General features: G+C 68.3%; 21 protein-coding genes and 1 pseudogene. 13 read left to right on the top strand and 9 right to left on the bottom strand.

Annotated elements, in window-relative coordinates; genetic code table 11:
• Positions 1-96 precede the first annotated feature (96 nt).
• From NMQ11_RS04785 to NMQ11_RS04765, 5 genes are all read left to right on the top strand, one after another.
• A complete protein-coding gene (locus tag NMQ11_RS04785) occupies positions 97-1,179 on the top strand; it encodes a tubulin/FtsZ family protein (protein WP_255170264.1) in 1,083 nt (360 codons plus the stop codon).
• A 334-nt stretch (positions 1,180-1,513) separates the two neighbouring features.
• Positions 1,514-2,395, top strand: a complete 882-nt coding sequence (locus NMQ11_RS04780; RefSeq protein ID WP_255170263.1) for a coiled-coil protein — start codon at positions 1,514-1,516, stop codon at positions 2,393-2,395.
• Between the two features lie 132 nt (positions 2,396-2,527).
• Positions 2,528-3,523, top strand: a complete 996-nt coding sequence (gene sppA / locus NMQ11_RS04775) for a signal peptide peptidase SppA (protein ID WP_255170262.1) — start codon at positions 2,528-2,530, stop codon at positions 3,521-3,523.
• Positions 3,524-3,973: 450 nt separating this feature from the next.
• Complete coding sequence (locus tag NMQ11_RS04770; protein ID WP_255170261.1) at positions 3,974-5,206, top strand: DUF373 family protein; 1,233 nt, start codon at positions 3,974-3,976, stop codon at positions 5,204-5,206.
• Positions 5,207-5,269: 63 nt separating this feature from the next.
• Positions 5,270-5,995: a diphthine--ammonia ligase gene (locus NMQ11_RS04765; protein ID WP_255170260.1), complete on the top strand. Its 726-nt coding sequence runs from the start codon at positions 5,270-5,272 to the stop codon at positions 5,993-5,995.
• Positions 5,996-6,004: 9 nt separating this feature from the next.
• On the opposite strand, the gene NMQ11_RS04760 is transcribed toward NMQ11_RS04765, so the two are convergent.
• A complete protein-coding gene (locus NMQ11_RS04760) occupies positions 6,005-6,904 on the bottom strand; it encodes an NAD-dependent epimerase/dehydratase family protein (RefSeq protein WP_255170259.1) in 900 nt (299 codons plus the stop codon).
• Between the two features lie 165 nt (positions 6,905-7,069).
• Between NMQ11_RS04760 and NMQ11_RS04755 the strand changes: the two genes are divergently transcribed.
• Complete coding sequence (locus NMQ11_RS04755) at positions 7,070-8,659, top strand: SagB family peptide dehydrogenase (RefSeq protein ID WP_255170258.1); 1,590 nt, start codon at positions 7,070-7,072, stop codon at positions 8,657-8,659.
• A gap of 34 nt (positions 8,660-8,693) precedes the next feature.
• On the opposite strand, the gene NMQ11_RS04750 is transcribed toward NMQ11_RS04755, so the two are convergent.
• Complete coding sequence (locus tag NMQ11_RS04750; protein ID WP_255170257.1) at positions 8,694-9,623, bottom strand: sulfide-dependent adenosine diphosphate thiazole synthase; 930 nt, start codon at positions 9,621-9,623, stop codon at positions 8,694-8,696.
• 138 nt (positions 9,624-9,761) lie between these two features.
• Here NMQ11_RS04750 and NMQ11_RS04745 point away from each other — a divergent pair, with 138 nt between their 5' ends.
• The 3 genes from NMQ11_RS04745 to NMQ11_RS04735 all read left to right on the top strand — a co-directional run bounded on the left by NMQ11_RS04745 (position 9,762) and on the right by NMQ11_RS04735 (position 12,507).
• A complete protein-coding gene (locus NMQ11_RS04745; RefSeq protein WP_255170256.1) occupies positions 9,762-10,142 on the top strand; it encodes an FxLYD domain-containing protein in 381 nt (126 codons plus the stop codon).
• Positions 10,143-10,205: 63 nt separating this feature from the next.
• Complete coding sequence (locus NMQ11_RS04740) at positions 10,206-11,726, top strand: flippase (RefSeq protein WP_255170255.1); 1,521 nt, start codon at positions 10,206-10,208, stop codon at positions 11,724-11,726.
• A gap of 127 nt (positions 11,727-11,853) precedes the next feature.
• Entirely contained in the window at positions 11,854-12,507 is a 654-nt protein-coding gene (locus tag NMQ11_RS04735) for a hypothetical protein (RefSeq protein WP_255170254.1), read from the top strand.
• Between the two features lie 41 nt (positions 12,508-12,548).
• Here the strand turns inward: NMQ11_RS04735 and NMQ11_RS04730 are convergent, their stop codons facing one another.
• The 4 genes from NMQ11_RS04730 to NMQ11_RS04715 form a co-directional block, all read right to left on the bottom strand.
• Positions 12,549-13,334 (bottom strand): 4-phosphopantoate--beta-alanine ligase, encoded by a 786-nt coding sequence (locus tag NMQ11_RS04730; protein ID WP_255170253.1) that lies wholly within the window; start codon positions 13,332-13,334, stop codon positions 12,549-12,551.
• A 62-nt stretch (positions 13,335-13,396) separates the two neighbouring features.
• Positions 13,397-14,035 (bottom strand): DUF192 domain-containing protein, encoded by a 639-nt coding sequence (locus tag NMQ11_RS04725; RefSeq protein WP_255170252.1) that lies wholly within the window; start codon positions 14,033-14,035, stop codon positions 13,397-13,399.
• A gap of 127 nt (positions 14,036-14,162) precedes the next feature.
• On the bottom strand, positions 14,163-16,991 hold the full coding sequence (locus tag NMQ11_RS04720; RefSeq protein ID WP_255170251.1) for a DUF1508 domain-containing protein: 2,829 nt from the start codon (positions 16,989-16,991) through the stop codon (positions 14,163-14,165).
• A 287-nt stretch (positions 16,992-17,278) separates the two neighbouring features.
• Positions 17,279-18,106, bottom strand: coding sequence for a pantoate kinase (locus NMQ11_RS04715; RefSeq protein WP_255170250.1), 828 nt, complete (start codon positions 18,104-18,106; stop codon positions 17,279-17,281).
• Between the two features lie 101 nt (positions 18,107-18,207).
• Here NMQ11_RS04715 and NMQ11_RS04710 point away from each other — a divergent pair, with 101 nt between their 5' ends.
• Complete coding sequence (locus tag NMQ11_RS04710) at positions 18,208-19,521, top strand: WD40/YVTN/BNR-like repeat-containing protein (protein ID WP_255170249.1); 1,314 nt, start codon at positions 18,208-18,210, stop codon at positions 19,519-19,521.
• 30 nt (positions 19,522-19,551) lie between these two features.
• Here NMQ11_RS04710 and NMQ11_RS04705 read toward each other — a convergent pair whose 3' ends face one another.
• Complete coding sequence (locus NMQ11_RS04705) at positions 19,552-20,856, bottom strand: cation:proton antiporter (RefSeq protein ID WP_255170248.1); 1,305 nt, start codon at positions 20,854-20,856, stop codon at positions 19,552-19,554.
• Positions 20,857-20,947: 91 nt separating this feature from the next.
• Between NMQ11_RS04705 and NMQ11_RS04700 the strand changes: the two genes are divergently transcribed.
• Positions 20,948-21,559: a DUF8159 domain-containing protein gene (locus NMQ11_RS04700; RefSeq protein WP_255170247.1), complete on the top strand. Its 612-nt coding sequence runs from the start codon at positions 20,948-20,950 to the stop codon at positions 21,557-21,559.
• 36 nt (positions 21,560-21,595) lie between these two features.
• On the opposite strand, the pseudogene NMQ11_RS04695 reads toward NMQ11_RS04700, so the two are convergent.
• Positions 21,596-21,932: pseudogene (locus tag NMQ11_RS04695) on the bottom strand (protoporphyrinogen oxidase); the annotation flags it as partial.
• Between the two features lie 31 nt (positions 21,933-21,963).
• Here NMQ11_RS04695 and NMQ11_RS04690 point away from each other — a divergent pair.
• Both NMQ11_RS04690 and NMQ11_RS04685 read left to right on the top strand, forming a co-directional pair.
• Positions 21,964-22,614 carry a helix-turn-helix domain-containing protein gene (locus NMQ11_RS04690; RefSeq protein ID WP_255170246.1) on the top strand — a complete coding sequence of 217 codons (651 nt, stop codon included), beginning with the start codon at positions 21,964-21,966 and terminating at the stop codon, positions 22,612-22,614.
• Positions 22,615-22,938: 324 nt separating this feature from the next.
• Positions 22,939-23,865: a WD40/YVTN/BNR-like repeat-containing protein gene (locus NMQ11_RS04685; protein WP_255170245.1), complete on the top strand. Its 927-nt coding sequence runs from the start codon at positions 22,939-22,941 to the stop codon at positions 23,863-23,865.
• Positions 23,866-24,313: 448 nt separating this feature from the next.
• Here NMQ11_RS04685 and aspS read toward each other — a convergent pair whose 3' ends face one another.
• The gene (aspS, locus tag NMQ11_RS04680) at positions 24,314-25,618 is read right to left on the bottom strand and encodes an aspartate--tRNA(Asn) ligase (RefSeq protein WP_255170244.1); all 1,305 of its coding nucleotides are present in this window, start codon (positions 25,616-25,618) and stop codon (positions 24,314-24,316) included.
• Positions 25,619-25,674: the final 56 nt, after the last annotated feature.

Here is a 25,674-nt window from a genome sequence, read left to right as displayed (position 1 = left end):
GGCGCTGCCGGCGCGCCGGTATCGTCGGCTCGCCGAAACGTGCCACGAGTCCACACATTCGCAACGTTCAACTTGTTTCCCCGAGATACCGTCGTTATGAAAGTTGCCCTGATTGGTGTGGGTCAGGCGGGCGGCAAGGTGACCGAGCGGCTGACGAAGTTCGACGCGGAGATGGGGTTCGACGCGGTGGAGGGCGCGCTCGCGATCAACTCCGCGACGGCGGACCTCTCGGGTCTCGAGTTCGCCGAGACGCAGCTGATCGGCCAGGACCGGGTCAACGGCCACGGCGTCGGCGCCGACAACGAACTCGGCGCCGAGATCATGCAGTCCGATTCCCAGGAGGTGCTCGCCGCCCTCGACGGTCACGTCACCTCGAGCGCCGAGGCGATCTGGGTGGTCGCCGGCCTCGGCGGGGGCACCGGCAGCGGCGGCGCGCCCGTCCTGGTGCACCAGCTTCAGCGGGTGTACGACGTCCCCGTCTACGCGCTCGGCATCCTGCCGGGACGAAACGAGGGTTCGCTGTACCAGGCCAACGCCGGCCGCTCGCTGAAGACTCTCGCCCGCGAGGCCGACTCGACGCTACTGGTCGACAACGACGCCTGGCACGAGCAGGGCGAGAGCGTCGACTCGGCGTTCGAGACGATCAACGCGAAGATCGCCCAGCGCGTCGGTCTGCTGTTCGCGTCGGGCGAGGCAATCGACGGCGTGGGCGAATCCGTCGTCGACTCGAGCGAGGTCATCAACACCCTCAGGCAGGGCGGCATCTCGACGCTCGGCTACGCGAGCGCCGTCGCTGCCGAGGAGAGTTCGGAGAACGTCAACACGGTCATGTCCGTCTCGCGGCAGGCGCTGCTGACCGGGACCAGCCTGCCCGACGCTCGGCAGGCCGACGCCGCGTTGCTCGTGATCGCCGGACAACCGGATCGGATCTCCCGCAAGGGCGTCGAGCGAGCCCGGCGCTGGCTCGAGGACGAAACCGGCAGCATGCAGGTCCGGGGCGGAGACTTCCCGCTCGAGAGCGACCGGCTGGCCGCGCTGGTGCTCCTGGGTGGCGCCGAGCGATCGGCCCGAATCGAGGAGTTCATGGAGCGAGCGCGGCACGCCCAGCGCAGCGAGAACGACGACCGAACGGACCCTGCCGAGCAGTTCGCCGACGACCGCCTCGAGAACCTGTTTTAGGCGCTGGTTCGGCCGTTTTCGTCGCCTCGAACGGGACGAAGTCTCTGGGAGCGGTCCCGTCGAGCCCCGGTGCCACCGCGGTGATGATTTATAACAGGAGGTGGATGCCGTGTGGGTGCGTTACACACGGGAAGGGGGCGCCTGCTAACGGTTTTCACGGTCACACCGACCGGTACATTTAAATTGCGGGCGACAGTAGTTACCGGTACCAGAACGCCACCGGGGCGCGTATCGCTCGACGATCAATGACAGGAAATCTTATCCACCGAGGTTTCGCAGGTCACGAGCGATCGCTGTCGCCGGTGCGGGTATGGCACAGAGGGTTTACTAACACATGGTAGACGAATCGAAAAACGTAGAACTCACAGAGGACGATCTCGAGAACAAATCGAAAGGACAGCTCATCAAGATGGCCGGTCAGCTCCGGGACCGACGAAACGAGCTGAACCAGATGGCCTCCGAACGCGCCTCCAAGCGCGACGACCTGAACGCGAAAACGCGCGAGAAAGTCGACAAGGCCCAGGAACACCGCGAAAAGCGCGACGAGCTCAACGAGCAGGTCCAGGAGCACAAGGAGAGCCGCAACGAGCTCAACGCCGAGGCCAACAAGCTGTTCGACCGCGTCGAGAAGCTCAAGTCCGACATGGAACTCGACGAGGGCAAGGACTTAGAGGAACTCGAGTCCGAGATCGAACAGCTCGAGTTCAAACAGCAGACCGAGGTGCTCTCGACGGAGGAAGAGCGCGAACTCATCGAGAAGATCGAAGCCAAACGCGAGGAGTACGCCGACCGCAAGGGGAAACTCGAGCAGAACGACGACCTCGAGGACCTCGTCGAGGAGGCCGAAGAGGTCCGTTCCGAGGCGTCCCAGCACCACCAGAAGGTCACCGAACTCGCTGACAAGGCCCAGGAGCACCACAACCAGATGATCGAGGCCTACCGCGAGGCGGACGACGTCCGCGACGACGCCGACGACATGCACGAGTCCTTCGTCGAGGCCCAGGAGGCCGCCGACCAGCACCACGAGGACTTCGTCCGCGTCCAGAAGCGCCTGCGCGAGATGGACAAAAAGGAGGAGAAGCAGCGCAAGTCCGCCCGCGACAAGAAGAAAGAGGAGGCCAAAGAGGAGGCCGAGGAGATTTATCAGAAGTTCAAGGAAGGCGAGACGCTCGACACCGAGGACCTGATGAAGCTCCAGAAGACGGGTCTGCTCTAAGCCGTCTCTCTCAGTTTTCGTATTTCCTGTCCGAGGGCGCGTTTTCCCGCTCCGCTCGAGTTGCAACCACGCGACCGCCAACGCTTAACAGACTGGCAGCGACAGACTCCAGTATGACTCGAGGTGTCAGCAGTGGGTAGCAGTCGGGGAATCGCCAGACTCCTCTTCGTGGTGGCCGGAACGCTCCTGATCGCCGCGCTGGCCGTCGGCCTGTTCGTCGTCTATCCGGAGACCCTCACCGACCTGTTCGGCGTGCTCGTCGCGCTCGGACTCCTGCTCGCCGGCATCCGTCTGGTCGGCAACCTCGCGTCGTCGGCCTTTCCCGAGTACGACGTCGCGGAGGTCGCCGTCGAGGGGCCAATCACGCGAGACGGCGGCGGCGGACCGCTCCCCTCCAGCCCCCGGTCGACGCCGGCCGACGACGTCGTCGACCAGATCGACAGAGCCAACGAGGACGACCACGTCGAGGCGCTGCTGGTGAAACTCAACACGCCCGGCGGCCAGGTCGTCCCGAGCGACGACATCAAACTCGCCGCCGAGCGCTTCGAGGGGCCGACGATCGCGTACACGACCGACCTCTGTGCGAGCGGCGGCTACTGGATCGCGAGCGGCTGCGACGAACTCTGGGCGCGGGACGCCAGCATCGTCGGTTCGATCGGCGTCATTGGCTCGCGGGTGAACGCGAGCGAACTTGCCGAGAAACTGGGCCTCGAGTACGAACGCTTCGCCGCCGGGAAGTACAAGGACGCGGGCGTCCCGCTGAAGGAGATGGACGACGACGAGCGGGCGTACCTCCAGGGGTTGACCGACGACTACTACGAGTCGTTCGTCGAACGGGTGAGCGAGGGCCGGGACCTCGATCCGGCGCTCGTCCGGCAGACGGAAGCGCGGGTGTACCTCGCCGACGACGCCCACGAACTCGGGCTGGTCGACGAACTCGGCACGCGTGAGGACGTCGAAGCCGCCCTCGCGCGGCGTCTCGAGGTCGAGGAGGTGACCGTCGAGTCCTTCGAGCCGTCCCGGTCGCTGATGCAGCGGATGGGGACCGGCGCCCGCAACGTCGCCTACGCGTTCGGCGCCGGCGTCGCGAGCGTCGTCGGCGACCGCGGCTTTCGACTGCGAACCTGATCGCCGACGCGAATCGGACGGCGTGATGGTCGGCGGGCGAGACGGGGCCGGTACATATACTCGCCAGTGGCTTGCAAGCTCAAGTTTTTAACTGGTCTGTGGTCGAATGCAGAACGCGGCTGCGGGTTGGCTGTGTGGTGGTGAATGGTAGGTTGGAACGCCACCACACAGGCACACAACGTGTGCACACGCTTGTTCGCGGTCGATCCTCTTGAGTATGACTCTCTAGTCGTCGGTAAAAGTCAGCGCACTCCCGGTCGCGAATGTGCGGCCAGCGCGTGTCCGCTGGCCGCTCCCGTGCGACCGGCGAGTAAATCGTTTCACCGGATAGTAGTCGGTGAAACGAACTACTATCGCTCGCGGTCCCGGCGACGTCTCCGCCCGTCGCGCGACCGGCGCGGAGTCGGACGAATGTGTGGTTTTATCGTCACGCAGAATGCAACGAACACCGTGACAACGCTGGTGGTCTGTCTCGACCGGACCGACGACGTCGGACGGAAGACCGGGCTCCGCTCGCCGGTCGTCGGCTGGGAGGCAGTGCGCGCGCTCGTGACCGACGTCGGCCTCGCCGATCCGGAGGACTCGAGCGTCAACTCGCTGCTCGAGGCGCTCCGGGTCGCCCAGAGTCTCCGGGACGACGACGAGGAGACGGTCGTCGCCGTCGTCTCGGGGGATCGAGAGTCGATGGTCAGCGCGGACCGGGCGGTCGCCCGTCAGATCGACGACCTGATCGCCGAGTACGAGCCCGAGTCAGCCGTGGTGGTGATCGACAGCGCCGAGGACGAGCGGCTGGTGCCGATCGTCGAGAGCCGCGTTCGCGTCGACTCGGTGGATCGGGTCGTCGTCCGCCAGGCCAGGGACATCGAGTCGACGTACTACCTGCTCAAGCAGTTCCTCGCCGACGAGGAGTTGCGCCAGACCATCCTCGTCCCGCTCGGATTGACGCTGCTCGTGTTCCCGGTGCTCGCGATGCAGTTCGGCACGGCGGAGGGGGCGGCGACGATCACGACCGTCATCGGCCTCTTCTTGCTCTACAAGGGGTTCAGCGTCGACGAACTGCTCACCGGGCTGGCTCGCCGGACCCGCGAGTCGCTGTACACCGGCCAGGTGTCGGTCGTCACCTACGTCGTCGCCGCCGGGCTCACGTTCGTCGGACTGTTCGTGGGCGCACTCGGCGTCTCGGGGCTCAGCGAGGCGCAGACGGAGGGCGTCGTGATCCCCGCCGTGAAGTTCGCCTTCGACAGCGTGCCGTGGCTCGCGATGGCTGCGCTCACTGCCAGTGCGGGGCGGCTGCTCGACGAACTCATCGGCGAGGAGCCGCTGCGCCGATCGTACCTCAACCTGCCGTTCGTCGTCGTCTCGATCGGCCTCGTCGTCCGCGGCTTCACCGCGTACTTCCTCGAGGCACAGAACGTCATCGAGCCGGTCGTCGTCCCCGACATCAGGCTCGCGCCGCTGTCGGTCGACAGCTTCACCCTCGCGCCCGGCAACCGGCTCGGGCTGTACGTCGCGGCGGCGGTCTTGCTGAGCCTCGTCGGGGTCAGAGTCGCCTCCTACTTCGCCGGGGCGACCGCCGACGAGGAGGGGATCAGCGACGGCGGCAGCGAGACCGAACTCGCGTCGCCCGACTCGAGCGGGTCGGAGTCGGAGGTCACCGACGGCGGTCGGGAGCCCGGGAACTGACACTTCACTCGAACGCCCGTCCCGACCCGTCATCCCTTTATTCGCGTCGCTGTAGCTCATCGTATGAGCGAGATAGACGGCGCCTGGGTGGGGCTCTTCTCGGGCGGGAAGGACTCCTCGTGGGCCGTGTACCGCGCGCTCGAGGCCGGCCTCGACGTCCGGCGGCTGGTCACGGTTCATCCCGCGGGCGACTCATACATGTACCACGTCCCCGAGACGAGGCTGGCGGCGCTGGCCGCCGAGAGCATGGGGATTCCGCTCGTCGACGTCGAACCCGCCGACTTCGAAGCCCAAGCCGCGGCGAACTCGAGCGATCAGGGCGACGCCGAACTCGAACCGCTCGAGGCCGCGCTTCGGGAACTCGACGCGGAACTCGAGGGCGGCATCGCGGGCGTCACCGCGGGCGCCGTCGAGAGCGAGTACCAGACGAGCCGGATCGAGGGGATGTGCGATCGCCTGGGCTGTGACCTCTACGCCCCACTGTGGCGCGAGGAGCCGCGGGAACTCGCGGACGCGATGCTCGAGGCCGGCTTCGAAATTCTGCTCGTCCAGGTGGCGGCGGGCGGCCTCGACGAGTCCTGGCTCGGCCGGACCCTCGACGAGGCGGCGCTGGCGGAACTCGAGGAGCTCAACGAGCGGTACGGGGTCCACATCCTCGGAGAGGGCGGCGAGTTCGAGACGCTGGTGGTCGACGGGCCACACATGGATCGGCGGCTGGCCCTCGAGTACGAGACGGAGTGGGAGGGGACGCGGGGGCGGATTCGGGTGACCGGGGCGCGGCTCGAGTAGCCGCGCGGTTCAGCCGTCAGAGCGCAGAAACGCCGGCTTGCACGGCTCCTCGAGCTCCGCCTCCCGCCAGGAGTGCGCCGGCTCCCAGCCCAGCTCCGCGCGGGCTTTCGCGGTGGTGAACGCCGACTCGTCGCCCTCGAGGTCGCACTCCCCGGGCAACTCGCCGAACACCGTCTCGATCACGTCGGCGGTCGGCCGACCCAGGAAGTTCTCCGCCGCGGCCGCCAGGTAGACGTCGTGGCCGTCGCGGTCGGCCTCGAGGGCGGCCCGGACCATCGAGACCACGTCGCGCACGTCCACGTAGGTCCAGAAGTTGCCGCTCTTCTCGGCGGTTTCGGGGTCGAATCGCTCGCGTGCCGCGGCGGTGCGCTGCTCGCCGGAATAGGTGATCCAGGACGGGCGGATCGAGATCACCGAGATCCCGTGTTTGCGGGCGGCCATCGCCCCGAGCTCCTCGCCGACGAGTTTGGAGGTCGCGTAGGGGTCCGCCGGCCGCCGCGGGTGGGACTCGTCGACCGGGAGATAGTCGGGGAGCCACGGCTCGGCGGCGAACACCGAGCCGTAGATGCTCTCGCTCGAGGCCCAGACCACGTCTGCCCCCGCTCTCCCGGCGGCCTCGAGGACGTGGTAGGCACTCGAGACGTTCGTCATGAAGGTCTCGGCGTCGGTCGTGATCCCGGGTCGCGGGATCGCCGCGAAGTGAACCACCGCGTCGGGTTCCGCCGTCTGGATCGCCTCCCAGGCCTGGCCCTGGTCGGTCAGGTCGGCCTCGAGGAACGTCGCATCGCTCTCGCGGGGGTTCGGCGGTCGTTCGAGGTCGACGCCGACGACCTCGCGGCCGGCGGTCGCGAGCTCCTCGACGATCCGGCTGCCAGCGCCGCCGGTCGCCCCGGTTACGACGACTGTCATAGGTGGGCCTTTCCGACGCGGGGCGAAAACGATGTGGCTTCCGGCGAGGGCGGCCGGGCCGGATTCGACACGCCGTCGTCCCCGCTTCGGGGCCGGTCGTCGTCGAGGTCGAGTGTGCGCTCGGCCTACCGGAGGTTTTTGTGGCTCCCGGTCGCGTCTCCCTGCATGGTAGACGCCCGCGAGTACCACGACCGGACGAACCACGACCCCGAGAGTGTGCGCGAGCAGTACACGCCGCCGGACCCCGCGATCAAACCGCGCCCGTACAAGCGCTACCGGGACCTCTCCGTGGAACCGCTCGAGGGCGTCCGGCCGCCGGTACAGCCGACGTTGTCGGTGATCGGGGAACCTGTCGCCGACCCGCTGGCCGGCACCGAGCAGTCGTCCGCCGGCGACCTCGACCGGCGGACGCTCGCGACGCTGCTCTACGAGGCGAACGGCGTCGTCAATCGCGTCACGCGAAACGGCGAGGAGGTGCTGTTCAGGGCGGCCTCCTGTACCGGAAAACTGTACCACGTCGACTGCTACGCCGTCTGCGGCGACCTCGAGGGACTCCCCGCCGGCGTCTATCACTTCGACCCGCGGCGGTTCTCGCTGGACGTGCTCCGAACGGGCGACTACCGCGGGGTGCTCGCCGAGGCGGTCGGCGAGTCGGCGGCGTCCGACGGCGGTTCGCAGGCCGCGGAGAACGAAACCGGGATCGCCGACGCGCCGGTGACCGTCGTCGCCACCTCGACCTGGTGGCGAAACGCCTGGAAGTACCGCGAGCGGACGTACCGACACGCGTTCTGGGACGCTGGTACGGTTCTCGCGAACCTCCTGGGGGCCGCCCACGCGCTTGACACCCGCGCCGAGGTCGTCGCCGGCTTCGCCGACGGGGCGGTCTCGAGGCTCGTCGGCGTCGACCCGACCGAGGAGGCGCCGGTCGCGCTCGTCCCGCTGGGGCGGGACGAGCCGACGCCCGAGCCGCGAGCGGTCGACCCGATCGATCCCGAGACGGAGCCGCTCTCGGCGGACCCGGTCGACTACCCGCTGATCCACGAGGCCTGGCGGCAAAGTACCCTCGAGAGCGGCGACGACGCGGCTGCCTGGCGAGCGCGGTGTCTCGATGTCGGCGAGATCGACGCGCTCGCGCCCGGTGCGGGCGGATCCGAGTCGGGTGAGCGCGTCGCTCTCGAGCCGGTCGACCACGAGACGGCTACCGCCCGGCCGCTCCACCACACGATCGTTCGGCGGGGTTCGCGCCGCGAGTTCTCCGACCGCGGGCCGACGCGCCGACAGGTCGGGACGGTGCTCGACCGGGCCTTACGGGGCGTTCCCGGCGACTGGAACGGCGGCGAGGCAACCGGGCTCGCGTACAACGACGTGGTCGTGCTCTCGACGGACGTCGAGGGCGTCCCGGACGGTACCTACCGGTACGACCACGAGGAGGCGACCCTCGAGCGCACCGGCGACGCGAACTCCGAACTGCAGACCGAACTCGCCCTCGAGCAGTCCTGGGCGGGCGACGCTCACGTGAACGTCTACCTGCTGGCCGATATCGGAACGGTCGTCGACCGCCTCGGGAACCGGGGGTACCGGCTGGCCCAGCTCGAGGCGGGGGTCGCGCTCGGCCGACTGTATCTCGCGACGTTCGCCCACCGGGCGCTCGGCGGCACGGGACTCACGTTCTACGACGGGCTCGTGGCCGACCACTGTGCACCCGAATCGGGGGCGATGCCGACCTGTCTGTTCGCGTTCGGCAGGTCGGCGTAACCGGTTGCTGAAAACGAGAGCGACGTGTCGGAGGTCAGTCGTCGGCCGGTGCGGCTCGCGAAGTGAGTTCGACGGGATCGGCGTCGACCTCGAGTTCGTCCAAGGCGATCTGGGCGGCGCGCTTGCCGGAGACGAGCATGGCGCCGAAGGTCGGTCCCATTCGCGGCAGACCGTAGGTCGTCGCGACGGACATCCCGGTGGCGATCAGGCCCTCGTGGACGAGGCCGGTGTGCTCGACGACGGCGTCCTCGCTCTTGCCGACCCACATCGAGTCGTGGCCGGGCGAGTCGTGGCCGGGGGCGCCGTAGGACTCCGAATCGGTCTGGTCCATGACCTGACCGCGCTCCTTCGCGCTCTGGATGCCGGGTGCGTCGAGTACGCCGCGCTCGTCGAGTTTCGTGATCGCCATCGCGTCGTGACCGGTGGCGTCGATCACCAGGTCGGCCTCGACGGCGATGGGGTCGACGCAGGTGATCTCGCGCGGCAGGGCGTGGACCGGCGTCCAGTTCATCACGATCCCCGAGACGCGGTGATCCTCGCGGATGACGATGTCCGTGAACTCGGTCATGTTCTGCATCTTCGCGCCCGCGTCGCAGGCGGCCTTGATCAGCGCCGAGCAGGCGTGGGGACCGTTCGCGACGTACAGTCCCTCACTGTCCCGGGACTGCTTGTAGTCGACCTCGAGGTCCTCGAGAATCCGCTCGGCCGGGCTGCGAACGGTGACCTTGTTCATCAGAAAGCCGCCGAGCCAGAAGCCGCCGCCGAGGTAGTTGTTCTTCTCGACGACCATCGTCTTCACGCCGCGCTCGGCGAGTTCCTTCGCCGCGGTGAGCCCCGAGGGGCCGCCCCCGACGATGATGACGTCCGAATCCGAGAAGTCCATGAACTCCTCGGTCCACTCCTGGCCGATCGCGCGCGTTACGTCCGCTTCGCCGACCTCGCTGAACCGTTCGAACTCAGTCATACAACCGGGTAGTAACTCCGGGTGGTGAAAAGTGTATCGCGATCGATCGGCTTCGACGAGTCCTCGAGACCCGAGTGCCGGCAGGGTGTGGCTCCGCCAGAACGCTCAATAGCCGTCCGTTCGAAACTCATCCAGAGAATGAAACGACGCGCGTTCCTTGCGGTCGCCGTGCTCACGCCGGGCTGTCTCGATTACTTCGAGGAGAACGGCGAAGACCTCAGGGAGCCCGAGAACCTCGTGATCGTCTACGACGAACTCGTTCGCGACGACCCCGGGACCGAAGACGAGCGCGTCTACGTCTGGGGAGTCGTGCGAAACGAGGGCGAGCGCGAACTCAGCTACGTCGAGATCAGAGCGACGTTTCTCGACGAGGAGGGCGAAGAACTCGACACCGTCATCGAGAACGTCGAGGACGTCACCTCCGGTGAGGAGTGGGAGTTCGAGATCGAGTTCCCCGACTTCGGCGAGCGCGCGGCCGAGGTCGCGGAGTACGAACTCGAGCCGGCGACGAGCGTCTGACCGAGCGGCGACGGCCCGCGGCCGTCCGAGACACGACCGACCACCCACAGCACACTCGAGTCTATGACAGATCACGACGAAGGCGTCTCCACGCTGGCCAAACAGGGGAGTATCACGTTCGTCGGAAACGTGATCAACGGCGCGCTCGGCTTCGCCATCGTGATGCTGATGACCCGGTTCGTCAGCCCCTCGGTGTACGGGCTGTTCGTGCTGGCGACGTCGGTGATCCTGTTCATGCAGGTGTTCGCGAACCTGGGGCTGCCGCTCGCGATCGACTACTTCGTCCCGCAGTACCTGGACGAGGGCGAACAGGGGAAAGCCAAGGGCGTGATCGTCCAGGTCACCGCGACCGTCCTCGTCACGTCGTCACTGGTCGCGCTCTTTCTCGCCTTTAGCGCCTCGTACGTCAGCGACTTCTTCCAGGAGCCGTCGCTGCAGGTCGCGCTGTTGCTGTTGAGCATGACGATTCCGATGCTCGCGATCTACAACGTCCTGCTCACCTCCTACTACAGCATCAAGAAGCTCCAGTACCGCGTCGTCATGCGCGACCTGGTTCGCCCCATCGTGCGCTTTACGATCACCGCCGGTATGCTCCTGGCCGGCTTCGGTCTGCTCGGGCTGATCACCGGCTACGTCGTCGGGCTGTTCGTCGCGATCACGGTCGGCTCGGCGCTCTTTACGTACAAGGCCTGGTCGCTGCTCTCCGTGAAACTCGAGTTCGTCGCGCCGGGGCCGATGCTCCGGTACTCGCTGCCGCTGGCGATGACCAGCGTGGTCTACGTGCTGATGGGCCACGTCGACTACTTCGTCCTCGGGTTCTTCCTCGACTCCGACGACGTCGGCATCTACCGCGTCGGCTACATGCTCGGCTCGGGACTGATGATCATCTTCAACTCGCTGGCGCCGGTGTTCAAGCCGCTGATCGCCGAAACCCGGGACGACACCGAGCTCGTCAGAGAGCGGTTCCGGGTGGCCGCCCGCTGGATCGCCGGCATCACGCTGCCGATCGCGATCGTCCTCGCACTCGGCGGGAGCGCGTACCTCTCGGTGATGTACACGCCGCAGTACACCGAGGCCAGCACCGTCGTCGCCCTGCTCTGCGGAGCGTTCCTGTTCAACGTCACCTTCGGTGGCCCCGACGGCACGCTGCTTCAGGGGATGGGGTACTCGCGGCTGGTCTTCGTCAACACGCTCGTCCTGTTCGGGGCGAACTTCGCCGTCTCGATGGCGCTCGTTCCGATCTTCGGCATCGACGGCGCCGCCATCGGATCGGCGACGGCGCTCGTCCTCGTCGGGTTGCTCACCCTCGCCGAACTCTACCACGTCGACCGCATCCACCCGTTCACCCGCGACTTCGGGAAGATCGTCCTCTCGGGCGTTCCCGCGACGATCGCGGGGGCGCCGGTCGTCTACTTCATCGACTCGGCGACGATCACCGCCGCCGTTCTCCCGGTGGCCGTCCTCAGCGTCTACGTCGGTTCGTTGATCGTCACCGACGCCTTCACCGAGAACGACGCCCGGATGGTCGCCGAATTCAGCCCGACCGCCCAGAAGTGGCTCCCCGCCAGGCTCTTCAACCGCTGAACGGCACTTTTCCGACGACCGGGTTCCGACCCAGCAGATCGGCCGGCGAACGTTCCGAAAACGAACGGCCGTCTGGCAGGTCGGGTAACGCTCATACGTGAGACCGTTGTACCGCCCGCTATCGCCCATGGGTTACAGAGAGGACGCCGTAAACGCGGTTCGACGGAGCTTCTATCCACAGATCCACTACCTCCTTCGGGGGACGTTCGGGGGGTACGCGGTCAGCCACACGACCGCGGACGAGTACGTGTTGACCGCCCACTGCTCGGAAGAACAGATCGAGTCGGTTCTCGAGGAACTCGGTTTCTCCCGCAACCCGATCGCCGCGCTCAAGGTCCGGATGGACGGCAACACCGCCGAGGGCTCGTGGGTCTGGCGACCCTCGCCGCTCGCCTCCTATCAGGTGCACGTCGTCCTCCACGCGCTGGCCGACCGGGAGGACTGCGTCGACGTCTACGCCCACTGGGAGTGTTCCTGGATCCGCCACCCGCTCAGACACTACGCCACCAGGGGATACGACGCCGAGAAGGGGGTCGAACTGACCCGCCGCTGGCTCACCGAGTACGACGGCGACCTCCTGGAGGACGGCCTCGAGTACGAGGTCGACGACGGCCTCGAGCGACGGCTCAGCGAGTACCTCTCGGTGTCGTACTACCGGGTCAAGGAGCTCTCGTTGAAACTGCGGGACCGACTGCCGCTCGTCGACGGCGACGATTCACACGTCCTCGAGCGCGAGAACGGACGCGACAACGTCTCACCCAGAATCACGGACCGGTTTTGAGACCGCGCCTCTCGCCTCGGTTTGCGATGTCCGCTCGAACCTTACCGGTCGCCGGTCCTGATCCGCTCCTCTGCGTCCTCGAGCGCCGCCTCCCGGTCGAACCCCTCGAGAATCCCCCGTAACTCGGCCTCGTCTGCGTCCGCCAGCTCCCGCGCGTGGGCGGTCACGTTCGGCACCGCCCGGATCACGTTGTCGACGATCGGAACGTCGGCGGCTCGCGGCGAGCGCGACAGCGGGTTGAGGTCGATCACGATCTCGGTCTTGCCCATCGCCGACAGCGCCTGGGCGCGGTCGCCGTCCTCGAGGGGCACCAGCACGACGTCCGCCTCGTAAATACCGGCGGCGTCGACCTTCGCGCGTTCGTGCTCGAGACCCGGAATCCGCGCATCGGCCTCGAGCCCCCTGACTTCCTCGGCACCGTGCTCTCGGAGGTGGTCGGCGATCGCCTCGAGGCGCTCGGGCGTGCGGTTGAAGAGGTTGACCTCGATATCGGCGTCGACGGCCGCCGCGAGGTCGACGATCTCGCCGGGGACGAGGGCGGCGACGTTGCCGTTGACCGAGAGCACCGGGTGGTCGGCGAGCAGGAGCTGTGCGGCGGCCGCTCGCTCGGCCTCGTCGGCGCTCGGGATCGTCTCCTCGCCCAGCAGGTAGTCGAAGGCGCTGCCCCGCCCCTCGGCGTGCATCCCCTGGAGGTGGGTGATTCCCTTTTCGACGCCCGCCTCGATCCGGTGGCGGGTGAGGAGGTCCTGGTAGCGCGGATGGTCCTCCGGGATCTCGTCTTCGTGGTCGACGACGGCCGGGACGGTTTCGTGATCGTGGTCGCTCACGGAGAACACCTGGCGGGCGTCGATAAAAAGCCGACCGATCGACCGCGGCGGGGTCCCGCGGGCTACAGGTCGAACTCGAGGACGTCGCCCGCCTCGACGCCGCGCTCCGTGGTCCACTCGTAGACCACCTCGAGGACGTACTGTCCGCGTCCCGGATACCGGTGGTCGGATTCGGTGCCGTCCTCGTCAGGGTCGGGCGCCGGCGCGTGGTCGATGCTCGTGATCACGCCTTCGTCGTCGGCGAACACGATGTCGATGCCGAACGACATATCCGGCATCCCGAACGTCCGCTCGTCGACCTCGTCGTAGACGAACAGCATGCCGCGGTCTTCGGGGAGTTCCGCCGTCTCGCTCAGGCCGAGGCGCCGGAGCTCGTCAGTGTCGGCGATCGCCGCCGTCACCGAACCCAGCTCGTCGCCGTCCGGCGTCGTCACGCGGACGTCCGTCGACTCGTACTCTTCGTGGACGTTCGCCGCACCCTCGCCGTCGGTTTCGTCTGTCGCGTCGCTCGAGTTCGCATCGCCGTTCTCCCGGTCACTCGAGGTCGCGTCGTCTTCCCCGTCCGCGTCCTCGGCCGGGTCGTCCCCGTCGTCCGCTGCCTCGCCGTCGAGACAGCCCGCGAAACCGAGAGAGGCGAGTCCGGCGCCGACGCCGGACAGGACGGCCCGGCGGTTCGTGGTCGCGTCGTGCTGTGCGGGCATGGGATACGGTACCGACCACGGAGACGTTCATAACGCTTGTCGAGCGTTTCGTGACGATCACCCGGTCGATACCACACCGGCGGCCGGAATTGGTACCGGGCGGACTCGTCGAACCCGCGTTCCGCGCTCACTCGGTGAACGTGATCCAGCCGTCCGGCGCGTGGACTTTAACGGCGTTCATCGCCTCGCGGGCGTCCGTCCGCGTCTCGTAGGTCCGGGTGCTCTCGGACATGGTGGTTCCGTGTCTGTCGACCAGCCGCCACACCCAGCCGTCTCCGGCGGCGTGCAGTTCGAAGGAGACGCCGTCGAGTTCGAGGATGCTCGCGTCGGCGATCAGCCCGCGGACGTCCTCGAGGGCCGTCGCCGCGGCCTCCCGCGAGCGGTAGCGCTCGGTGCTGGTCGCGACGGTTCGCCCCCCTTCGTCGAACAGCCGCCAGCCCCAGCGGTCGTCCTCGTCGGCGAACAGCTCGAAAGAGGCGACGTCGAAGTCGACCCGACCGGCCATCGGGGCGAGGCGCCGAACGTCGTCGACGGCGCAGACGGCGTCTTCCCGGCTTCGCTCGCCGCTCGCCGCGCGCGCGATCACCTCGCGGTCGGCGTCGATCAGATCCCAGCGCCAGCCCCGGCCGTACCGGAGGCGGATCGCGGCGTCGTCGATCGAGAACACCGGCGCGTCCTCGGCGTGCGCGCCGAGCGTTTCGACGGCCTCGATCGCCGCCTCGCGGTCGCCGTAGGTGGCCGCCGCGTCGGCGATCGGCTGCCGGTCGCGGTCGAGCAGCCGCCAGCTCCAGTCGCTGCCGTCGTACACCTGCACCGAGACGTCGCCGATCGGACACAGCCGGCCGGCCGCCGCGGCCTCGCGGACCGACTCGAGGCTCTCGACGAGTTCGTTGCGCGTCGGGTGCGGGCCGTCGCTGACCGCGACCACCTCGCCCGCGGGGAGGACGAACCGCCAGTGCCAGTCGCCCGCGGCGTAGGCCTGGAAGGCCGCCCGCTCCATCGTCCGAACCTCCGACTCGAGGTGTGCGAGCAGTCGATCCATCGCCTCCCTGGCCGCCCCGCGGCTCGGATGGGTCGCCGGGTCCTCCGCGACGAGTGCGCCGCCCTCGTCGATCAGCCGCCAGCCCCAGCGGTCGTCCCCGTCGACGAAGATCTCGAACGCGGCGGTGTCTATCTCGAGCAACTCGGCGTCGGGCGCCTGCTCTTTGAGGGTCATCATCGCCTCGGCGGCGTCGCCCCGCGAGGTGTGCTCCTCGCCGCTGTCGGCGAGTACGTTTCCGTCCTCGTCGATCAGCCGCCAGCGCCACTCGCCGGAGTCGGCCTCGTACACCTGGAACGCGGCGTTTTCGAACTCGATGAGGTCGGCCTCGCTCGCCTGCTCGCGCACGCGGTCGATCGCGGCGGCGGCCGCCTCGGCGTCCGCGTGGGCGTCCGTGCTCGCGGCAACGACCTCGCGGTCGGCCGTGACGAGCCGCCAGTGCCAGTCGGGCGTCGGTTCCGCGCCCTCCGCCACCTCGTCAGCGGCGGTCGTCTCGGGCTCGGTCGGGTACACCTCGTACTCGGCGTCCTCGACCTCGACGACCTCGGCGTCGGCGGCGTGGGCGGCGAACCGGTCGGCCGCGTTCGCCACCGCGTCTCGCCCCTCGAGCGTCGGCGGGTTCCGCGCGACGACGCGCTCGGTCCCGTCGACCAGCCGCCAGCGCCACCCGCCGGCGTCGTACAGCTCGTAGGTCGGCTCGCCGGCGACCGTGATCGCCGCGGACTCGAGTTCGGCGAGCACCGCTTCGGCGGCGGCTTCGGCGTCTCGCCGCGAGTCGACGGCCGCGGTACTCGCTGCGAGGAGGTCGTCGTCGCGGTCGACGAACCGCCAGGACCAGCCCTCCCCGCGTTCGTAGAGTTCGACGCCGACGTGGTCGATCGCGAGCAGCCGGCTGCCGTCGAACCGCTCGGCGAACGTCGCCGCGGCCGACTCGGCTCGAGCCTGCGTCGCGTAGCCGCCGTCGCTCTCGGCCAGGGGGGTCCGATCGGCGTCGAGCAGCGTCCAGTGCCAGCTGTCGCGCTCCTCGGCGTAGGTGAACGCGGCGCCGTCGATCTCGATCGTGTCGGCGGTCGGTCCGCGGTCCTTGAGGAAGCTCACCGACTCCTCGGCGCCGTCGCGCTCGGGGAATTCCTCCGTGCAGGTCGCGACCACGCTGCCGTCGTCGCGGGCGAGCGTCCACTGCCAGTTGCCCTCGCGGTCCTCGTAGAGCCGGAACGCCGACGTCGTCAGCTCGAGCAGTCCGGCCGAGCCGATCCTCGATTTGACCCGCTCGATCCCCGCCTCGGCCGCGGGTCGGGTCAGCGAACTGTCCTCGCTGGCAGCGACCGCCTCGAGGTGGAGGACGTGCCAGCGCCAGTTGCCCTCCTCGTCCCGGAAGACGGCGAACTGCGCGCCCTCGAGGGCGTCGCCCGTGAGGACGTCCGGCTCGTCGGTCGCGCCCTCCTCGGCGACGTACTTCCCCTTCTGGCCGGTGACGATGGGGACGAGCGCGGTGACGCCCGCGATGATCGCGACCCCGGTCGCGTACACCGCCGTCACCTCGACGCTGTAGTCCTCGCCGAACCCGCGCCAGTCGCTCGGGTAGACCAGGCCGAACGAGGCGACGCCGACCAGCGAGACGAGGAGCCCGACGGCGCTCGCCTGAATCCCTCGCTTGCGGACGGGGAGCATGAGCACGATCCCGAACAGGAGGAGCGCGAGTCCGCCGGCGGCCGTGATGCCGGAGACCCGGATCAGCGAGTGAGAGTCGATCGCGCCGGCGTAGCCGACGACGAAGGTGAACACGCCGGCCGCCCCGACGACGTAGCCGACGATGAACAGCCAGTAGCCGTAGACGTCCTTCGAGGAGTCCGGCTCGCCGACGTAGTGTTCGTACAGCCAGAACAGTGTGTCGTGAAACTCTTTTACGGAAGACATTCGATTCGACCGCACAACTGAACCCCATCATAATAAAGTTCCGGCCACCGATATCGGATCTGATACGACGGTACTCGAGTCCGCGCCTCGGGCGCAGGTGCGCCCGACTGTTCCGACGACTGTACGCGAGCGACGTCCACCCGCCGAACCCGCCGCACAGCCCCGCTCGAGACGTCGAGTGCGGTTCTCGATCCCCCGAATCTCGGCGTTCTCCGGAGCGCTCGCTCCGACGACAGTAATTTCCACCCGATACGTATCGTATACTTGATGGTCGCGGCGCTACTTAACTACTTCAGCATCGCACCCGCCGGATGCGTCGCACAGACGGCCGGCTCGTAGCCCGCGTCCGACAGCCCCGTCCCGAGCGCGAAGACGGTGTCGCCGAGCATCGCCATCGACGCCTGGCCGTCGACGGCGGCGACGTCCGCCAGCGCCTCGGCGACCGAGTCGGTCACCAGTTCGGCCTCGCGGGCGAACGCCCGGGAGGCGAACATGAACGACAGCAGCGTCGGCTCCTCGACGACCCTCGAGAGCGCCCGCGTCCCGGCGTGAGTCAGTCGGTCGGTGTCGCCCGAGAGCACCTCGGCGGTCGAGAGTTCGCCGAAGGAGACGTACTCGACGCGAGCCCGCGCCGGAATCCCGTCGAGTTCGTTGTGCGCCGGCGCGCCGGGCTCGAGCCGGATCGGGACGCCGCCGCGAGCCTGGGCGACGACGTCGCCCAGGCCGGTCCCGGCCCGGACCTCCGCGCCGTGGGCGACGGTTACGAGTTCGTTCACCGAGAGCCGTCGATCGAAGACGCGGTTGGCGGCGAGGGCCGTCCCCAGCGCGACCGCCCCCGAGACGCCGAAACCGGCACCGAGCGGGAGGTCCGAGGCGGCTCGCACGCGGGCGGGCGCGTCGAGCGTCTCGAGGACGGTCTCGACGGGCTCGATTTCGACGGGGTCGCCCTCGAGGTACACCGCCGGCTCGTCGGCCGGTTCGACCGTCACCTCGACGCCGTCGGTGAGGGTGAGCCCGGCGCCTCGAGAGCCGGCTTTCGTCGGATCGTCGTCCGGGTGGCTGCTGAAAAAGCCCGTGATGTGGCCCGGCACGAACGCAGTCGCCTCCTCGCGCATACGGTCGTCGTTTCGGCTCGGACGGTATAACGGTGAAGATTCCGCCGTGACTCGGCACATCCAGGCTCGTGTCTTTTCAGTCGGCGCCGCCTGGTTCTCTCATGGAAACGTCCTCGACCGCGACCGGCCGCGAACTCGGTGACGCCGAGGGGGTCGTCGACTTCGTTCGTCGGTACTCGAGGACCTGGATCCACGGGGTCTCGACGGCGGGGCTGACCGGGTTCGGGATGCTGACGTTCGTTCACCGCTGGTTCGCCGCGCTGGCGATCGCGAGTTACGTCTTGCCGCCCGTGGGGCTGTACCTCGCCCACGGCGGGCCGACGACGGGCGCGTCCCCGAACCCGGCTGCGGAGTCGTCCGACGAATCGACGACGCCACCGGAGACGTCGGACCACACCCGCGCTCCGACCACCTCGAGCGCGGAGCGACGGGGGACACCACCCGGGCCCGCGGACACCGCGGGTCGGGCCGCCGAGACGGACGACGACCGGCTGACCGGGGGCGAGTCGTCGGGGACCGACGAGGACACACTGCCGACTCGAGAGCCGCGGTGGACGGGAGCCGAGGCGCCGACCGCCGCGCCGCTGTTCGGCGCCGCGCTCGCGCGAGGCGGGGCCGTCGCCGTCGGCGGTGACGGTGTCGTGGTCGCGAGCGGGGATGAGGGGTGGACGACCGTCCTCGAGGACGGCCCTGGCGCGAACGCCGAAACTCTCTACGGGGTCGACCCCACCGCCGACGGGAAAATCGTCTGGATGGCCGGCGACAACGGCGCGGTCGGCCGCCTCGAGGTCGACACCGGCCGCCACGTCGACCATTCCGCGCCGAACGACCTGACGGACAACCTGACCGGGGTCGCGGTTTCCGGCATCGAGGGAGACGAAACCGTCCTCGTGATCAACGGCTCCGGGGAGGTGTTGCGCGGGCGATACCGCGACGGCGATCTCGTCTGGGGGGAGCCAGTGAAACCGGGCAGCGGCTCGAGCCTCACCGACGTCGCGTTCGCCGGCGAGGTCGGCTACTGCTGTGACACGAACGACGGCGTCTTCCGCAGCGAGGATGGCGGCCGAACGTTCGAGCGGGTCGGACTCGAGGGCGCCGACGGCACCCTCACGGCGCTCGCGCCGGCGGCTCCCGACGACTGCCTCGTCGCCACGGACGCGGGCGTCGTTCACCGGTACGACGGAGACGCGTGGACGCCCGAGCGAGTCGGCGAGGCGGCACTGACGGGGGTCGCTCGAGACGACGGCGGCGTCGCGGTCTGTGACGACGCGGGCGGCATCGCGGAGCGCCGCGGTCCGGCCGCCGACTGGGAACGGATCGCGACGAGCGCGCCGGGACTCCTCCGGGGGATCGCGCTCGAGGGCGGTCGTGGACTCGTCGTCGGCGACGAGGGAACGGTGCTCGAGCAGCGGTGAGACCGATCGAGCACGCCCGTCGCGCCCTCGCTACCGCTTGCCGGCGAGCCACCGCATCACCGGGCTCGCCGCGATCCCGTGGACGACGACCGAGACGAGGACGACGAAGCCGACGATCGACCACAGCAACTCGGCGTTTCGAAACGGCGCGGTGTTCAGGGCCCACGAGAGGTAGTAGAACGAGCCGATGCCGCGGATTCCGAACGTCGAGATAACGGCGCGCTCGCGCCAGCCGTGATCGAATCCGATCAGTCCGATCAGCCCGGCGAGCGGCCGGACGACGAAGAGGATGCCGAGCCCGACGAGAACGGCCTCCCACGTCAGCGCCGAAAGCAAGCCGTCGGCCAACGCGCCGCCGAACAGGACCATGATCGCCACCATCAGTAGCTGCTCGCCCATCTCGGCGACCCCGTGGAGCGCCTCGTGGTACTCGTGGTTGCGCTCGTACTCCCGGATCGTCACCGCGGCGACGAACACCGCGATGAAGCCGTAGCCGCCGACCAGTTCGACCGCCGCGTAGGCGATCAGCGTTCCCGCGACGGCCTCAAGCCCCTGTACCGATCTCGAGAGCGGTGACTCCGCGGAGAACCGAAAGACGAGTCGCGCGAGCAGCCAGCCGACGACGAGGCCGCCGAGGAGGCCGACGACGAGCTTGTAGGCGACGAAGACGAGGAGCCACTCCCCGAGCCACCGCCCGGGGGCGTAGCCGACGAGCGCGACGAGCACCGCGAGGTAGGTGAACGGAAAGGCGAGCCCGTCGTTGAGTCCGGCCTCGGAGGTGAGCGCGAAGCGGACCTCGTCCGAACCCTCGGTCTCGGAGCTGTGGTCGACTTCCGAGCCGTCCGCACCGGGGTCGGCCTCCGACTCGAGCGCGCGCTCTCGCTGCCGGTCGGGGGCCTCGACCTGCACCTCCGAGGCGAGAACCGGATCGGTCGGTGCGATCACGGCTCCTAAGAGGAGCGCCGTCGGGAGGACCAGCCCGCCGACGGCCCAACCGAGTGTCGCGGCGCCCGCGATCGACAGCGGCATCGTGATCGCGAGCAGCCGAACGGTCGACTCCCAGGCCGGCCAGCCCGGCGGCCGGCCAACCTTGAGGCCGGCACCCATCAGCGCGATGATCACGCCGAGTTCGGTCAGCCGCTCGGCCTCGTCGGCGAACTCGATCGGATCGGGGTAGGGAAGTGCTGGCGCCGCCGTGAACGCCGCCGCGCCGAGAGCGAGGTAGACGATCGGCAGCGAGAGCGGGCGCTCGTCGACGAGTCGCGTCAGGACGACGAGCGCGAGGATCGCGAGTCCTGCGACCAGCAGCCCGACGACGAACCCCTCGAGTGCCATCCGGCGTCCTACCCCGAACAGTCCGATAAACCGGCCGCTTGCGACGACCGGGACGACGTTTTTGCGCCGACTCGGCGTAGGGGGGTGAGCAATGGACCCGTCACGGACGGCCGACCGCGACGATGCCGACGCGAGCGGTACGCCTCGAGAGCGCCCGCTCGCGACGCGCCGAGCGGTTCTCGCGCTCGTCGCCGCCGCACCGGTCGCGCTCGCGGGCTGCCCGACCGAGTACGACGAGGGGTACGAGGAGCGGCCGGAACCCGTCGAGGAGCACATCCCGGTCGACGGCGTCCGCCCCGACCTCCCGGTCCGCGAGTTCGCCGACGAGTACGAGCGAGGGATAGAATCCGGGCTGGACGCCCCCGTCGACGACAGCGCCTCCTTCGGTACGGCGCTCGAGTCGGCCGGTCTCGACGTCGACCGCCTCGAGCGCGACGACCCGTATCTCTACCTCGCGTACGTCGCCTCCCCGCCCGAGAACGGCGTCCTGCGCGGCGTCGGGTTCGTCGCGGGGGCGTACGCGCAGTACGTCCTCGCGACAGACGATCCGCCGACGCTCGACGCCACCGTCCTCGAGACGCAGGACGTCGATTTCGGCACTTTCACGGCGTACGTGAACTGGGTCCGCGCGCTCGAGGCGGGAGAGGAGAGCGTCGCCGTGTACGGCGAGCGGGTGTTCGCGACGTTGAAGACGAAGCGGTGATCTCCGATGGGGGTTGACGAACGAACTCGTGGTCTGCTACTCGAGCCCGTCTCGTGCGCCTGCTCGAGTCACTTCGCCTTCGGGCGGCACGACGCCGAGGCGTCCCTCGACGAACGCGGCGACGTCGGCGGCGAAGGCCTCGACCTCCGCCCAGTTGGTGAACTCGACGTCGCCGACTGCGTCTGCCTCGGGCATCTCGGAGATGGCCCGTCTGGCGACCCCCCGCATCACCAGTCGCTTGAGAAGGCCATACTCCGAGTAGCGTAGCGCCCCGCCGCCGAGTCCGATCCCGGTCGGGGTGCCAGTCGGTCTCCTCGAGGAACGACTCGACGGAGCCCGCGGCCTGCTCTTCGCCGCTCTCCTCGGTGGGAGAGCGTTATCTTGGTCGGCCGCGAGCGGATCGTATGGGTTTGATCGCGGAGTTTCGCTTGCAGTCACCGGACGCACCGCTGGTCGACGTTGCCCGTGCAGTTCCTGGTTGCACGATCACCGTCGAATACGAGGAGCAAACCGTTTCCGGCCCGATCGTACACGTCGTGCGCGTCGAGTGCGCTTCGTTCGGGGCGTTCGAAGCCGCCCTTGAAGCCGCGGAGTACGTCGAGGAGGTCACGCTCATCAGCGACGGCGGCGCTGCGCGGACGTATCACGTTATCAACCGTGGACCGTTCCCGAAAGAGATGGACGAACTCACGCTCAACAAGACGCTCATCGAGCGGATGCGCGTCACAGAGGACGGGTGGCACTTACGACAGCGCTTCGCCAACCGCGACGAACTCGCCGCCTATCGCGAAGGCTGTCGGAGAATGGGCTCTCGGTTTTACCTCGACCGACTCTACGAGACGGCCGACGCCGACCGGACGGTTCCGGGTATCTCCGATAAACAGCGCGAGGCCCTCCTGGCCGCCTACGAGGCGGGCTACTTCGCGGTTCCCCGCCGATCGTCGCTCGAAGACGTCGCCGCCGACCTCGATATCTCCCGATCTGCACTCGCCGAGCGGTTACACCGCGGGGAGGCACACCTCCTCGAGCACTACGTCCACGACGATCAGTATTGATCTCTCTCGACGGCTATCAAACCCCGGACTATGTGGGGTCGCGGTGATTCGCGTCCCCTTCTTCGAACCTCGTATGGACGACTCAACTACCGTCCGAACGTCCGAGGGATCGGTCCACGTCGCCGCCATTCATGGTCGCCACCGTGAAGGGGGCGCGAGCGGAACGTGGGGGCGGTCGACCAGTACTTCGGCTCGCCCACTCGTGGATCCGGCAGCGAACCCAGGCGGGATCGGTACCTGGTCATCGACGGCCGTAACACCCGCATCGGAGGCGCCCCACAGAGCGGATCAGACCGTCGAACTCGAGCGTGACGGGGAACGACGATGCTCCTGATCGGCACGACGGAGGGCGGCTTCCTCACTCCGGAAGACGGGATCGAGCACGCGGATCGTACCCTCGAAAGCGGGCGGGTGAACCGTGTTCGAGCGTTCGGCGACGTGGTCTTCGCGGCCACGGGTTCGGGACTGTTCCGCTCCGAGGATGGCGCCACGACGTGGCGCGACCTCGGCGTCCCCCGGCGTGAGGTGTTCGGCGTCCTCGAGAGCCCCGACGGCGAGTCCCTCTACGCCGGCACGCACCCGGCGCACCTCTTCGTCTCCACCGATGGCGGCGAGTCCTGGAGCGAGCGCGCCGGCCTGCGGGAGGTCCCGTCGTACGACACGTGGCGAACTCCCCGCCACCGGGACGAGGGTCGCATCGTCAGCCTCGGCACGCACCCCGATGCCTCCGATCGACTCGTCGCCGGCGTCGAGGTCGGCGGCGTCCTGGTTAGCGACGACCGTGGAGTGACCTGGAGCGAGCGGGTAGACGGACTCGAGCCCGACGTCCACCACGTGCTCGTTCGAGGATCCGAAGAGTACGTCGTCTCGACAGGTGACGGTCTGTACCGGACGCGCGACGCAGGTCGGTCGTGGACGCGTCTGGACGACGATCTCGACCGGAGCTACTTCGTCGGGGCGACCGTCGCCGGTGGGCGACTGTACACTGCAGCGGCCACTCCACCTCCGGCGTGGGACGGCGAGCTCGGCCCGGACGCGGTGCTGTTCGAATCGACCGACGACGGTGACACGCTCGAGGCCGTCCCGTCGCCCGTCGGCCCCGACGCGGTCGTCTCCGCCTGGGCGGCAGCCGAGGGCGGGGAGGACGTGTTCGCGGCAACGTACGGCGGCCACGTTCTCAGGCGGCGGGCGGGAACGTGGACTTCGATCGGGTCGCTTCCCGCCGAGATTCACTCGATCGAGGTCGTGTGAGGGCCAACGCTGCCGAGGGTTTCGTCCCCGCTCCAAGGCGCTCGCCTTAGCGAGGCGGCAGGCGGCCGCCTCGACCGTCCGTGCGGACGGTTCGACACCCCTCGAGCGCCAGATCGTCGTACTCGCCCGCTGGTACTCGTCCATCGGCTCGAGTGCTGACTAGCCGTCAGCTCGCGATTTAGCCTCTTAACCGAATACGGATACTCCGTACACTAGGTCGAGAAGCACTCAAAGAACTCGTTCGAGCGGATTTCTGACTCCCAGCGTCTTCGTCAAGGACTCAGACGTTGACGATCTGGAGGAAACACACTCGCGCTACGCGCTCGCGGTTTCCACGCGCTCCCAGGTTTGTCGCCTACGGCGACAAACGCTGACGATCTCGCGGGAACACCGTTGGACGAGCAGCGCGAGTCCAACGAGCTCCCACTCGACGGACACCGGCGAGCCCTTACGGGCTCAGCCGTTGTCGGTCTCGCGGGAACAGCACAGCCTCTCGAATGTTCTCGAGTCCCAGAATCGTCATCACCAGCCGCTCACCGCCGAGGCCGAAGCCGGCGTGGGGCGGCATCCCGTACTTGAACATCTTGGTGTAGTACTCGAACTGGTCGGGGTCGAGTCCCTGCTGTTTGAACCCCTCGACGAGGTGGTCGTAGCGGTGCTCGCGCTGGCCGCCCGAGACGAGTTCCATCCGCGGGTGCATCAGGTCGAAGCCGGTCGAGAGCTGCTCGTCGTCGTCGTGGTCCTTGATGTAAAACGGCTTGATCTCGCTCGGCCAGTCGGTGATGAAGTAGTGGCCGCCGACGTCCTGTCCGAGCGCCTTCTCGGCCTCGGTGGGGAGGTCGTCGCCCCACACCAGCTGCTCGTCGAGTTCGCCGGTGGCGTTGATGCGCTCGATGGCCTCCTCGTAGGAGAGCCGCGGAAACGCCTCGTCGGGAATTTCGAACTCCTCGTCGAGGCCGAGCGTCTCGAGTTCGTCCGCGCAGTTCTCTGCGATGGCCTCGTAGGCGGCCTTCACGACGCCCTCGACGACGTCCATCGCGTCGTGGTGGTCGCAAAAGGCGCCCTCGAAGTCGATCGAGGTCGCCTCGTTGAGGTGCCGGGGGGTGTTGTGCTCCTCGGCGCGGAAGATCGGGCCGATCTCGAAGACGCGCTCTAAGTTGGAGCCGGCCATCAGCTGCTTGAACAGCTGCGGGCTCTGGTTCATAAAGGCCTCCTGGCCGAAGTAGGTGATCGGGAACAGCTCGGTGCCGCCCTCGGTCCCCGTGGCGACGATCTTCGGCGTCGTGATCTCCGTACAGCCGACCTCGCGGAACTGCTCGCGGGCAGCCCGCAGAATCTCCGCGCGGATCTCGAAGATCGCCTGGACCTCGTCCTTGCGGAGGTCGAGCGTGCGGTTGTCCAGCCGAGTCGAGATATCAGCGTCGACCTTCCCCGAGGGGTCGAGGGGGAGTTCGGGATCTGCGGGGGCGACGACCTCGAGCGAGTCCGGCGTGATCTCGACGCCCGTCGGCGCGCGGGGCTCCTCTTCGACGGCGCCCGAGACTGTCACGACGCTCTCACGGGAGACGCCGAGGCCGGTTTCGACGAGCTCCTCGTCCATCTCGTCTTTCTCGAACTTGACCTGGATCTTCCCGGTCGCGTCCCGGAGGATTAGGAAGGCGATGCCGCCGAGGTCCCGCACTTCGTGGACCCAGCCGGCGACGGTGACCTCGTCGCCGGGTTCGGCGTCGGCAGTGTAGGTTCTGTCCTGCATACCCACCGATTGTGGTAGCCGCGACTTAAGCGCAATCGTTCTGCGTTGCCGGCTGT

This window comes from Natrononativus amylolyticus, from assembly GCF_024362525.1.
GTDB classification, from domain to species: domain Archaea; phylum Halobacteriota; class Halobacteria; order Halobacteriales; family Natrialbaceae; genus Natrononativus; species Natrononativus amylolyticus.
This window is presented reverse-complemented; position numbering and strand designations above follow the sequence as displayed.

Bases quoted from the DNA above. Each gene is read 5' to 3' on its own strand.
- NMQ11_RS04715 (WP_255170250.1), bottom strand. From the start codon at position 18,106: ATGCGCGAGGAGGCGACTGCGTTCGTGCCGGGCCACATCACGGGCTTT.
- NMQ11_RS04745 (WP_255170256.1), top strand. From the start codon at position 9,762: ATGAAACGACGCGCGTTCCTTGCGGTCGCCGTGCTCACGCCGGGCTGT.
- NMQ11_RS04740 (WP_255170255.1), top strand. From the start codon at position 10,206: ATGACAGATCACGACGAAGGCGTCTCCACGCTGGCCAAACAGGGGAGT.
- aspS (WP_255170244.1), bottom strand. From the start codon at position 25,618: ATGCAGGACAGAACCTACACTGCCGACGCCGAACCCGGCGACGAGGTC.
- NMQ11_RS04700 (WP_255170247.1), top strand. From the start codon at position 20,948: ATGGACCCGTCACGGACGGCCGACCGCGACGATGCCGACGCGAGCGGT.
- NMQ11_RS04735 (WP_255170254.1), top strand. From the start codon at position 11,854: ATGGGTTACAGAGAGGACGCCGTAAACGCGGTTCGACGGAGCTTCTAT.
- NMQ11_RS04690 (WP_255170246.1), top strand. From the start codon at position 21,964: ATGGGTTTGATCGCGGAGTTTCGCTTGCAGTCACCGGACGCACCGCTG.
- NMQ11_RS04725 (WP_255170252.1), bottom strand. From the start codon at position 14,035: ATGCCCGCACAGCACGACGCGACCACGAACCGCCGGGCCGTCCTGTCC.
- NMQ11_RS04750 (WP_255170257.1), bottom strand. From the start codon at position 9,623: ATGACTGAGTTCGAACGGTTCAGCGAGGTCGGCGAAGCGGACGTAACG.
- NMQ11_RS04755 (WP_255170258.1), top strand. From the start codon at position 7,070: ATGGTAGACGCCCGCGAGTACCACGACCGGACGAACCACGACCCCGAG.
- NMQ11_RS04710 (WP_255170249.1), top strand. From the start codon at position 18,208: ATGGAAACGTCCTCGACCGCGACCGGCCGCGAACTCGGTGACGCCGAG.
- NMQ11_RS04760 (WP_255170259.1), bottom strand. From the start codon at position 6,904: ATGACAGTCGTCGTAACCGGGGCGACCGGCGGCGCTGGCAGCCGGATC.
- NMQ11_RS04720 (WP_255170251.1), bottom strand. From the start codon at position 16,991: ATGTCTTCCGTAAAAGAGTTTCACGACACACTGTTCTGGCTGTACGAA.
- NMQ11_RS04765 (WP_255170260.1), top strand. From the start codon at position 5,270: ATGAGCGAGATAGACGGCGCCTGGGTGGGGCTCTTCTCGGGCGGGAAG.
- NMQ11_RS04780 (WP_255170263.1), top strand. From the start codon at position 1,514: ATGGTAGACGAATCGAAAAACGTAGAACTCACAGAGGACGATCTCGAG.
- NMQ11_RS04685 (WP_255170245.1), top strand. From the start codon at position 22,939: ATGCTCCTGATCGGCACGACGGAGGGCGGCTTCCTCACTCCGGAAGAC.
- NMQ11_RS04705 (WP_255170248.1), bottom strand. From the start codon at position 20,856: ATGGCACTCGAGGGGTTCGTCGTCGGGCTGCTGGTCGCAGGACTCGCG.
- NMQ11_RS04785 (WP_255170264.1), top strand. From the start codon at position 97: ATGAAAGTTGCCCTGATTGGTGTGGGTCAGGCGGGCGGCAAGGTGACC.